General features: G+C 39.0%; 8 protein-coding genes and 1 other annotated feature. All 8 genes read right to left on the bottom strand.

What is annotated here, in order from left to right; genetic code table 11:
* Window positions 1–112: 112 nt before the first annotated feature.
* Window positions 113–1,054 carry a dipeptidase gene (locus HNQ80_RS11115; RefSeq protein ID WP_184310713.1) on the bottom strand — a complete coding sequence of 314 codons (942 nt, stop codon included), beginning with the start codon at window positions 1,052–1,054 and terminating at the stop codon, window positions 113–115.
* Between the two features lie 319 nt (window positions 1,055–1,373).
* Window positions 1,374–3,503, bottom strand: a complete 2,130-nt coding sequence (locus HNQ80_RS11110; protein ID WP_184310712.1) for an EAL domain-containing protein — start codon at window positions 3,501–3,503, stop codon at window positions 1,374–1,376.
* A 223-nt stretch (window positions 3,504–3,726) separates the two neighbouring features.
* The gene (locus HNQ80_RS11105) at window positions 3,727–4,218 is read right to left on the bottom strand and encodes a peptide deformylase (RefSeq protein ID WP_330602835.1); all 492 of its coding nucleotides are present in this window, start codon (window positions 4,216–4,218) and stop codon (window positions 3,727–3,729) included.
* Between the two features lie 147 nt (window positions 4,219–4,365).
* Window positions 4,366–7,467, bottom strand: a complete 3,102-nt coding sequence (gene ileS / locus HNQ80_RS11100) for an isoleucine--tRNA ligase (RefSeq protein ID WP_184310710.1) — start codon at window positions 7,465–7,467, stop codon at window positions 4,366–4,368.
* A gap of 61 nt (window positions 7,468–7,528) precedes the next feature.
* Window positions 7,529–7,749 (bottom strand) — a binding site (T-box leader).
* 277 nt (window positions 7,750–8,026) lie between these two features.
* Window positions 8,027–9,154 (bottom strand): tRNA 2-thiouridine(34) synthase MnmA, encoded by a 1,128-nt coding sequence (gene mnmA, locus HNQ80_RS11095; RefSeq protein ID WP_184310709.1) that lies wholly within the window; start codon window positions 9,152–9,154, stop codon window positions 8,027–8,029.
* Between the two features lie 103 nt (window positions 9,155–9,257).
* Window positions 9,258–10,151 carry an L-serine ammonia-lyase, iron-sulfur-dependent, subunit alpha gene (gene sdaAA, locus HNQ80_RS11090; RefSeq protein ID WP_184310708.1) on the bottom strand — a complete coding sequence of 298 codons (894 nt, stop codon included), beginning with the start codon at window positions 10,149–10,151 and terminating at the stop codon, window positions 9,258–9,260.
* A 15-nt stretch (window positions 10,152–10,166) separates the two neighbouring features.
* Window positions 10,167–10,844 (bottom strand): L-serine ammonia-lyase, iron-sulfur-dependent subunit beta, encoded by a 678-nt coding sequence (gene sdaAB / locus HNQ80_RS11085; protein ID WP_207726969.1) that lies wholly within the window; start codon window positions 10,842–10,844, stop codon window positions 10,167–10,169.
* 102 nt (window positions 10,845–10,946) lie between these two features.
* Window positions 10,947–12,050: an aromatic acid exporter family protein gene (locus HNQ80_RS11080; protein WP_184310707.1), complete on the bottom strand. Its 1,104-nt coding sequence runs from the start codon at window positions 12,048–12,050 to the stop codon at window positions 10,947–10,949.
* Window positions 12,051–12,191: the final 141 nt, after the last annotated feature.

The following is a 12,191-nucleotide window of genomic DNA, read 5'->3' as shown; positions in this document are numbered from 1 at the left end:
GCGTACTTCCATTAAAGCAAAAGAGGTTCTTTTTTTCATTATTAAAATTTTTCCATTGTCAATCTGTAATTATTTCTTTGATGCAACATTAGAACATAAAATGTGCCTTTTTTTATCTCATCACTTCTTTAATTACCCTTAGGGTATTTTTATAACATATTTTCTCGATTTCATCCTGATGAAAACCATGATCTTCAAGTCCTTTCACCAGTTTATCCATTTCTCCAATGTGGGGGATCTCCCAGCCTGGACTTATACCATCGAAGTCTGTTCCTATGGAAATGACCTCGATCCCTCCCACATTTCTGATATGTTCAATATGACGGATCATATTGTCTACCTTACTCACTGGATCGTTACCAAGAAAGAGCTTTTCAAAATTAATACCCATGATTCCCCCCTTGTTCGCCAGGACCCGAATCATATCATCGGTCAAATTTCGCGTATGATGCATCACATGTCGAGCATTGGAATGGGATGCAACAAAAGGCTTACTGCTGATTCTAGCCACATCATAAAATCCTTGGTCAGATAAGTGGGAAACATCTATAATCATTCCTAAGGTGTTCATCTCTGTTACCAATTCTTCTCCAAATCTAGTTAAACCTTTATGTTGACAATCTTCCAGCGCATTGGGATAACCAATTTCATTGGGATAATTCCATGTCAAGGTGATAAGTCGGACACCTAACCGATATAAGTTGCGTAAATGTGATAGTTCACCCTTCAGCACACCGCCTTCTTCGATGGTGAGTAAAGCTGAGATCCTTCCTTCTTCGTCGTTCTTGCTAATTTCGTCGTAATTCCTTGCCAATGCAATGCTTTCATGATTTTTATCTAATTCTAGGTAAAATTTATCCAGCATCTCCAGACATGTTTCCATAGGATCTCTTTCTTCATTCAAATCCACATAGAGCGCAAAAAATTGTGCCAAAGAATTCCCTTGCTTTAATTTTTCTATATCTACTTGGAATTTATTTTGCTTTAATACCAGCTTATCCTTATCCCCCATCAATCTTAATATCGTATCACAATGCAAATCTATAATTCTCACGACCTATCCCTCCAAATCATCTATAGATTGAATCTATCTTAGTCTGTTTATTATACTATTCCATATCTACAAATACATTCCTGCATTAAAATAAACAATAGGAACAAAGTTGCCTATCGGCAATTTGTTTTCGCTAGGAAATCCTAGGTTTCCTTCGACGCCTGCAATGCAGGCTGAGCACCTTCCTGAATACGGCAGAGGGGAGTCCCCTCTGCACACCCCATATATAGAAAATTGAAAACCATAATTTCCTATATATTAAAAAAGCACACTACGTGTGCTTTGCTAGGGGAACTTAGTTCACCTTCGACTGATTTTTTTATTCGACTTTAAGGTCATGGAGATTGATGGATTCCTCCCATAGCTTTTCAAAGTCTTCTGCTGGCACAGGAGGACTATAAAAGTATCCCTGCAGTTGGTCGCAATGATTCTCCATCAAAAATGATAGTTCTTCAGAAGTCTCTACCCCTTCTGCCACTACCTGCAGTCTCATACTGTGAGCCATGGAAATCATAGCCAACACAATAGCCTTATCATCTTCGTTCTTTGTCAGATCACGTACAAAGGACTGATCTATTTTTAACATATCTATAGGAAATCTCTTTAGTACTGCCAGGGAAGAATAGCCTGTACCAAAGTCATCGATGGAAAAGGTAAATCCTTTTTCCTTTAAGCGCTGCAGTAAATGAATGGTATGATCGGGATTCTCCATGGCACAACTTTCCGTGATTTCCAATTGTATATACTTAGGATCCACCTCTGTTTCTGCAATTACATCCATAATGTGCTCCACAAGATTTCTATTTTGAAATTGGCGAGGAGACAAATTGACAGATACATAAATGTCATAGCCTTTTTCATCCTGCCACTGACGAATCTGGCAACAGGCTTGTCGGAGTACCCATTCACCGAGAGGCTCTATGAGCCCTGTCTCTTCAGCCAAAGGAATAAATTCTCCTGGTGAGATCCGTCCCCTTTCAGGATGGTTCCATCTTACCAGCGCCTCTGCTCCGACAACTTTACCACTTTCGATATCTACCTTGGGTTGATAATATAAGGTTAACTCATCCCTTTCAATGGCTTTTCTTAGATCATTTTCCATCGTTAAACGAACAATCGCATTGTCGTTCATGGCAGGCGTATACATTTGATAATTATTTCTTCCCAGTTCTTTTGCCCTGTACATGGCTGTATCCGCATTTTTCACGAGGGTGTCTAGATCTTTTCCATCGTTAGGGTACATGCTAATTCCGATGCTCCCAGTAATGTGAAACTCATGTCCGTGGATATGTAAGGGACACGACAATGCATCAAATATCCGATGAATTACCTTTATCACGTCTTGAATCCCTTTTATCTCCTCAAGAATGAACATGAACTCATCCCCGCCCAATCGTGATAGGGTATCACCGTCTTCTATACAACGGTCTAGTCGATCTGCAACAGTTTGTATCACCATATCTCCAACTGCGTGACCTAGGGTATCATTAATTCGTTTAAACCGATCCACATCCAGCACCATCACAGCAAGCATATGCTTATGGTGTTGCGCATGGGTAATCGCGAGATTTAAACGATCTCCAAACAGGAACTTATTAGGTAAACCAGTCAACGCATCGAAGTATGCAAGATGCTTAATATGTTCTTCTTTGCGTATATGCTCAGTAATATCATTAAATACAGATATGTAATGGGTTGTTTCTCCATAATCATTTTTTATAGCAGATATGGTCATCCACTCAGGATACGTTTCTCCATTCTTTCTTCTGTTCCAGATCTCGCCCTTCCAAGAGTCAGTAGTTATTAACGAATCCCACATATCTTGATAAAACAAGCGGTCATGACGCTCAGACTTTAATATTCTAGGATTTCTTCCTATGGCTTCCTTGGATGTATATCCGGTAATATTCGTAAAAGCTGGATTCACCATTTGAATGATACCCTTATTATCTGTAATGACAATTCCTTCAATAGTATTTTCAAATACTTTTTGAGCCATTCGAAGCTGTTCGCTATTTTCTTTTTGTTCCGTGATGTCCATGACTGATCCAATGATGGCTGGTTTTCCTTTATAGATAATCTGAGTGCCCAATACTTCTATTTCGATTACGGTGTTATCTTTTTTTATTCCTCGAAATTCATACCTTAGGCTGTTGGTTTCTCCCTTCAGCCTTCTGTTCATATTCGCTCTCACCAAAGTATGATCTTTCTCATAAATCAAATCCATAATTTTTTTATAGATTAATTCTTTTCGTTCGTAACCAAATATTTCAGCAAATCTGGGGTTTACATAGGTCAAAATTTCATCTTGAACCAGATATATCCCCACAATGGACTCTTCAACAATATAACGGTATTTTTCATCATCGTTTTCTAAAAAATCAATATTCTTTGGACAGTCAAAATTCTCTACGTCAGAAATCATATGTAACTCCTTCTCCTGTTTCATATGGGACCTCCCTTCAAACCCTTAGATTTCCCACACCACATCCTTATCTCATAATGCATTCGACATTTTTCATTTTTTTCCTTCAAGGAAATACATGGATATATTACATTTTCGTAATATGTATCTATTCCTAAATACTCCGTAAATTTTCAAATCCACGCTGACTGCCTACCAAAAGAAAAGGAGCTATGATTCTTAGAACCTGCTCCCTATCCCTCATCAATTATCGCATTTCTCCCCGAAAAGCAAAGGACTGCCCATTTATGGCTCTGGACACTGCCAATATGCCATCCAGATGATCGTATTCATGTTGGAGTAATTCAGACAAATCATCCTCTAATTTCATAGATCTTTCGTTCCAATCCTCATCCCTATATTCGATGCGACATTTCCTATATCTCATCACTTTCACCAGCAGATTAGGAAAACACATACAATCATCCCAAACTTCTATCATTTCATCCTCTTCAAAAATGAGTTTTGGATTGATGAATGGCGTAGGTTCTCCAATATTCATATACAGAACCCTAATCTTTTCTCCAATTTGAGGCGCTGCGATAGCACGCCCAACACCATATTTTCTTCGAAATTCCATCATGGTATCATGGAGATCTTGGATTACACCTTTTACATAATCCATCTCTTCCACTGAAACCTCTCTAGAAATATCATATAATTCCCTATTACCAAGCTGTAAAATCTCTCTTATAGCCATTTTCATATACCCCCTTCTAATTTGAAGTTCCCGATTTAACCGCCTATTATTGGATTCATTCTATCAGAATAGCAAATACTTTACAATTCTTTCTCTACCTTATAGACAGGAGCCAGTCAAAGACTGGCTCCCATTTTATTTATGCGCTTAATTTACTTTTTCCACCTTTATACCTGTATCATGGTCATTGAGGTTTTGCTTTTCTAATGATGGATCATTTACCCTTTCAATAGATACAGCCAACGTCTCATGCATGATGTATTCTCGATGAATTTCTACCGCATTATCGATTTCATCATCCCCATCATAATAAATACGGATATTATCCATCATCTCATAATCGTTGTTCTTCCTCATTTGCTGTACCTTGGAGATAAGTTCTCTAGCATATCCCTCATCGATTAATTCCTGTGTCAACGTGGTATCTAGGATCACAAATAGGTTATTAGCCATTTCAACGGTAAAACCTTCCTTAGCAGAGATGCTGGTCAACACATAATCTTTCACAATTTCTGTAGCTTCACCCTCTAAGTTCACAGAGATACTTTCTCCAGCTTCCAGTTTCGGTACCACCGACGCTGCATCCAGAGCAGCCAATGCCGGCCCTAATGCCTTAATCTTTGACCCAAGAATAGAACCAGCAACCTTAAAGTTCGGCTTTAAGCTGAAATTCATAAACTTGCTTAAATCTTTTTCAAAGATAACTTCTTTTACATTTAATTCTTCTTCCATCAGAGGAATCAAATCGGAGATCAATGCTTCATATTTTCCATCGATCAATACTTTTTGGATCGGCTGACGCACTTTGATCTTTTCCTTTGCCCTTGCTGCTCTACCTAAGCCAACCAAGTCTCTAATCAAATCCATTCGCTTTTCAACTTCTAGATCTATTAAGGATAGGTCTGCCACTGGATAATCTGCCAAATGGACAGATAACTCATCTGTCAGATTTGCATAAATCTCATCGGCCAGGAATGGTGCAAATGGTGCCATCAGTTTTGCTACTCCAATTAGAACCTCATAGGTTGTATTATATACTGCCTTTTTATCTTCCGTTAACTCCGTTTCCCAGAAACGACGTCTTGCGCGACGGATATACCAATTGGATAAATCCTCATTCACAAAATCTTGGATCTTTCTTACTGTCTTTGTCAAATCAAAGATGGCCATTTCACTTGCTACTTCTTTTGCAAGGCTATTAAATTTTGAAATAATCCAGCGATCCAATTCTGGGCGTTCTTTTGGCTCCACATAGAAGTCCTTCGGATTGATCTCATCGGTGTTAGCATAAAGAGTAAAGAAGGTATATACATTTTGCAGGGTTCCAAAGAACTTGCTTTGCACTTCTTTTAGTCCCTCAATATCAAATTTCGTTGGTGTCCATGCCGGCGATACATACAGCAGATACCATCTTAAAGCATCAGCACCATACTTATCAAACATTTCGAATGGATCAACGGTATTCCCTCTGGATTTAGACATTTTTCTACCGTCCTTATCCAAGATCAGATCATTTACAAGAACGTTTTTATAAGGAGAAACACCCATTACAAAGGTGGAGATGGCAATCAATGAATAGAACCAACCTCTGGTCTGGTCAATCCCTTCGCAGATATAATCCGCAGGGAACAATTCACTGAAATTCTCTTTGTTCTCAAATGGATAGTGATGTTGCGCAAAAGGCATGGCTCCACTATCAAACCAGCAGTCAATTACCTCTACCACTCTGGTCATGGTTCCTTCACATTTTTCACATTTTAAGTGGATGTCGTCCACATATGGTCTGTGGAGCTCAACGCTTTCATCAATCTTTTCTATCGCTTGTTCAATCAATTCTTTTCTTGAGCCTACCGAGGCTGTGTGCCCACACTCACATCTCCAAATATTCAAAGGCGTACCCCAATATCGACTTCGAGATAATGCCCAGTCATTCAGGTTCTCCAACCAGTTTCCAAAACGTTTTTCTCCCACATAATCTGGATACCAGTTGACAGAATTATTGTTTTCAATGAGCTTGTCCTTTAGCTTGGTCATCTCGATATACCAGCTTGGCTTTGCATAATAAAGGAGCGGAGTAGAACAACGCCAGCAGTGAGGATAGTTATGATCGATCTTTTCTTTCTTAAACAACTTTCCTTCTCCATGGAGCCACTTGATGATGTCCACGTCACAATCCATAACGAATTTGCCTTCCCAAGGGGTCGTCGTATATTTTCCTTCTTCGTTTACTGGTTGTAATACAGGCAGGTCATACTTTCTTCCAACTTGATAGTCATCTTCACCAAAAGCTGGCGCAATATGAACGATTCCAGTACCATCATCAGTAGTTACATAGTCTGCGATCGTCACAAAGAAAGCTTTCTTTTCGGCTTTTACAAATGGCATCAATTGCTCATATTCGATATATTCTAAATCCTTACCCTTCATTTCTTCCAATACTTCAAATTCTTCACCCAATACTCGCTTGGATAAGGTTTTCTCAACAATATATACCCTATCATTCATCCTTGCTTTAATATAGGTTTCTTCTGGATGCACAGCCAAAGCTACGTTGGAAGCCAAGGTCCATGGCGTAGTGGTCCACACTAAGAAATATTCATCGGTATCCTTTCGTTTAAAAGACACGATTACTGTGTTAGACTTAATTTCTTTATACCCTTGAGATACTTCGTGGGATGCAAGACCTGTTCCGCAACGTGGGCAGTATGGCAGGATCTTATGACCTTCATAGATATAGCCTTCTTTAAAGAACTTATCTAAAATCCACCATACAGATTCGATATAATTATTGTCCAAAGTGATGTAAGGATTATCCAAATCGATGGCATAACCCATTCGCTTCGTCATTTCTCTCCATTGTCTCTCATAGGTAAATACAGACTCTCTACACTTCTCATTGAACTTATCAATTCCATAGGCTTCAATTTCTTGTTTACTGGATAGCTTCAACTGCTTTTCCACTTCAATTTCTACCGGCAAACCATGGGTATCCCAACCCGCTTTTCTCTTTACCTGATATCCTGTCATAGTTTTATAACGACATACGGAATCTTTCAGGGTTCTTGAAATAACATGGTGAATACCAGGTCTTCCATTTGCCGTAGGTGGCCCCTCATAAAATACAAAGGAATCCGCATTTTCACGATTTTCAATACTCTTCTTTAGAATATTGTTTTGATCCCATAGATCAGCGACCATGGATTCGCGTTTTGCAACGGGTGCTTCTGAAAGTGGCTTAAATTTTTTCATCGCCATTATTCTCCTCTCACAAAGTTTTTCAAAAAATGATAAAGTCCCTAAGCCATCATGACTTAGGGACGAATAAACCGCGGTACCACCCTTGTTATAAGGCACAAATTCCACCTTATCTCTCGATGCATCGTAACGTATGCCTACGGAACATCTTACTATCATTTCAGACATCCAGCTCCAAGGTGATCTTCATAAAAAGGTTCCATCATAATCTCTCACTAAATGATTATTTCTCTGTAAACTTCCTCTTTTTACTACTGTCCTTTTCTTCGCCATTATTCAACTTTATTTTACTATCATTCTATACGTTTATTATTTCACCTGTCAAGGCAAATATTGAAAATTCTACACTTCACCAAATCATTATACTATATTATCATCTAAAAATCAATTTCTTTCGCCATAATCCACACGCCTATATCTTCAAATCCTAAAGATCTATAAATACTGCCCGCTTTCGGATTATCATAGAATAAACAGACTTCCTTTCCTTCACCTAGCAGCTCATTATTATGTTAAAATATTCAATAGATAAGGACTAGGAATCCTTTTACGCCTAGTCCTTTCTCATTGTTTCCAATTCTGTGCTATCCTTATACATATAGTCGATAATTCCGCCGCCTAAGCAATCCTGTCCATCATAGAATACCACTGCCTGTCCTGGGGTAATAGCCTTCTGAGGTTCATCAAATATGACGAGGCATTGGTTGTGGTCACGGAGTTCCACACTGACTTTCTGATCGGGCTGACGATATCTAAATTTCGCTGTACAAGAAAATTTATTGTCCTTATTCCGATTGCTTACCCAATAAACTTCACTGGCCAAGAGACCATAAGTATAAAGAGCTGGATGCTTCTCACCCTGAACAACATACAAAATATTATTTTTCAAATCCTTCTTTGCAACAAACCAAGGTTCTCCTGATCCTGCACCACCTATGCCTAGACCTTTTCTTTGTCCAAGGGTATAGTACATCAAGCCATCATGTTTACCCTTTACTTCTCCAGTCAAGGCCCTTATCTCTCCAGGCTGAGCGGGTAAATAATTTGATAAAAAACCTTTAAAATTTCTTTCTCCAATGAAGCAAATGCCCGTGCTGTCCTTCTTTTTTGCTGTCTTTAAGCCTGCTTTTTCAGCAATTTCCCTGAGTTGGGGCTTGGTCAAATGACCAATGGGAAACATGGCTTTTGATAGCTGCTCTTGCCCTAGCGTACAGAGAAAATATGTTTGATCCTTGTTGGTATCTATCCCCCGCAATAGATGATATTCTCCATCCCGGTAATCTACCTGGGCATAATGTCCTGTAGCTAGATAATCAGCCCCTAACTTTAAGGCATACTGTAGAAACTCCTTAAACTTAATTTCTCTATTGCACATTACATCAGGATTGGGTGTCCGTCCCCGCTTATATTCTTCGAGAAAATAAGTAAATACCCGATCCCAATATTGCTTTGTAAAATTCACTGTATAGTAGGGTATACCAATTTGATCGCATACCTGTCGCACATCTTCATAGTCTTCGGTAGCTGTACAATATCCAAACTCATCGGTTTCTTCCCAATTTTTCATAAAAACACCGATCACGTCGTAGCCCTGTTCCTTTAATACCAGTGCAGCTACCGAAGAGTCTACACCACCGGACATCCCCACTACGACCCTTGTATCTTTAGGTGATTTTTTCATAGGATGCATCATCCTCTCTCATAGCCTTTCACTTTTTAAAAATCATGGTTTCCTGTCTTTAAGTTTCCCTTGATTACAAAACCTATACGAAGATGTATACAGATTAGTTTTGGGTCTTACTTCCAAATATCTTTTCTTGAATTTTTTTACCAGTTGGTGTTGCAGCCAATCCACCTAGGGCAGTTTCTCGGAGGGCACAAGGAATGGATTTCCCCACCTTATACATGGCATCCACTACTTCATCAAAGGGAATGATACTCTGTATTCCTGCTAAAGCCATATCTGCTGAAATGTATGCATTAGCAGCACCAATGGCATTACGTTTCACACATGGTGCCTCTACAAGACCTGCTATGGGGTCGCAAACCAAGCCTAAAATATTCTTTATGGTCATGGATGCACCGTGTAAAGCTTGTTCTGGTGTCCCTCCCATCATTTCTACTAAAGCAGCGGCTGCCATTGCTGCAGCAGCTCCCGTTTCCGCTTGACATCCCCCTTCAGCACCAGCCACCGTAGCATTTCTCGTAATAATATACCCTATGGCTGCTGCAGTAAATAACCCTTGGACAATCTGCTCATCATCTAAATTAAAGTCTTGACCTGCACTGATTAGAACCCCTGGTAGAATCCCGCTGGAACCAGCTGTAGGTGCAGCAACAATTTGGCCCATAGAAGCATTTACCTCCAATACCGCCATGGCACTGGCAACCGCCTTATTCATCTGCTCACCCGCCAAGGTTTTATTTGTTTCGTAATATTTTCGAAGCCTTTTGGCATCGCCCCCCACAAGCCCGCTCACAGATTTTATATCCTCCTGTAATCCCCTTTTAATGGCACTTTTCATGATTTCTAGATTACCTTTCATATATCCCATAATCTCTTCTTTAGATTTTCCTGAAATATAGATTTCTCTTTCAATCATCACTTCCCATATTTTCTTTGCTTCACCACGGCATCGACCTAACAGATCATTGCCATTCATAAAATCCTTATTCATAGAGTCACCTCTTTCCTATAGTCCTTCCACTAAATATACATGCAGGATTTCATCAGCTAAACCACGAATTTTCTCTAATACTTTTTTTGGAACATCGTTATCTGTTTCTATAATCATGAATGCATCCTCGCCTTTTCTTTGTCGAAATACCTTCATAAATGCAATATTTATTTCAAATTCATCCATGATATGGGTCACATCTGCAACAACCCCAGGTTTGTCCATATGTCGAATCATAATGGTTGGATACTCACCCGTAAATTCCACAGCCAACCCATTGATTTCCGTAACCAGTATATTTCCTCCACCTATGGAAGCCCCGACGATTTCTGACTGATGACCTTCCTCATTTATCATAATGATCTTTACTGTATTGGGGTGAGACGCCTCATCGTCTGAGAGAACAAATTGATATTTTAATCCATCTCTCAATGCGATTTCCATAGACTTGCTTAAATTTTCATCATTTGGATCCATGCCTAGAACCCCGGCAACCAGGGCACGATCTGTCCCATGACCCTTATAGGTCTGTGCAAAGGAACCATATAAAATAAATGTGACCTCTTGAATTCCCTTTCCTCCTATTTTTCTAGCAACCTTCCCCAATCGTGCTGCACCGGCAGTATGAGAACTAGACGGTCCAATCATACGAGGGCCAATGATATCAAAGGCACTATAGTTTTTTATTTGCATTTCCTTACCTCTCTCCCTTCCTTAATCCTAAACAATATAGATTTGATATCATATGGATACCCATATTTAATCACCCATTCTCATCAAAACATATTTATCATTTCATACATTCTCTATGGAATCATTTTCAGTACCAAAGTCTCCATAGTTTTCCATGTAATATTCTAATGATGCAACCAATGTCTCCATTTCTAACAAGCTTTCAAGAATTCTCAATTTTTTATTGTCTTCAATTTTGTACTGTTTCATTGCATTTTTTCTAGAGAAATTCATTTTCTCTTTCAACTCAAAACCCTTCTTTAAAGTTTTCAAGCGAAGTATTAGGTGTTCAAATTTCTCAAACATCTCATTTTGATGATCATGCATCAATGGCCATGTCTCTTTGTCCCAAAGCAAGCGGAGGTTTATATCATAGTTCAAATGGCAAATACTACGGAGATCCATAACAATCTCAACAAGCGCTTTCATTGCCTCATCTGTACCTCCGATAATTTTGCTTTTTATCCGTTTTTCCTCCCCAATATCTCTTAGAAATCCGTATACCCAATCAATATTGTTAAAGGTCTGGGCCATTTCTTTTTGATTTTCCTCTAGTATGGACGTTTCATTCGTTTTCAATGCATCTAAGATTTTTTCCATATGAGCAATAATAGATTTTAGCAAAAATGCAATCCGTTTGTAGGTCATCTTTCGATAAGAGAAAAAGGAAAATAGCAGATTAAATAGGATGGCAATAATTACACCCATTCCCAAGGCCATAAGCCTTAGCTGGATCGTCAATAATATGCTAGGTTCTCCTGCCCCTGTCAACTGAACATATTGCGTCATATAAATTGATGTAAAAATCGCCACGGGTGATACCTCACGCCAATTAATCTTCAAACAAACATAAAGCGTAAATGCCACTGACAAGGATATCGTAATGATATGAATACCAAATATGCTTATAATCACTGCTGTTGAAAGAGCACCGAGAATCGTAGCATACATTTGATCCCATCCACGCCTGATTCCCGTTAAGGTAACGGGCTCAAGGGTCAGCATCAGTCCAAAAAGTACAGAAATCATATCTTTACTAATCACGTCACTCCTGGAAGCTACGGCATAGGCTGTTGCCACTGCTAAAAACGACTTCAAAATATATGTCGTAGAATCCAATAAATCCGCTTCCTTCTGAAATCGAAATAAATCTACCAGCTTCCTCATAATCTTCCTCCAAATCAATCCTTAGCCCTAATGAAAACAGTATCAAATTTTGACAACCTCTATCAAATTTTGACAACCTCTATATAATAACATAAATTAGAGACATAGAGTAGTAGCATAAGATTGTCTAAATTGCAAAAA

The sequence above is a fragment of the Anaerosolibacter carboniphilus genome (genome assembly GCF_014205875.1).
Taxonomy (GTDB): Bacteria; Bacillota; Clostridia; order Peptostreptococcales; family Thermotaleaceae; genus Anaerosolibacter; species Anaerosolibacter carboniphilus.
The sequence above is the reverse complement of the archived record's forward strand: the minus strand, read 5'-3'. Positions and strand labels throughout refer to the sequence as shown.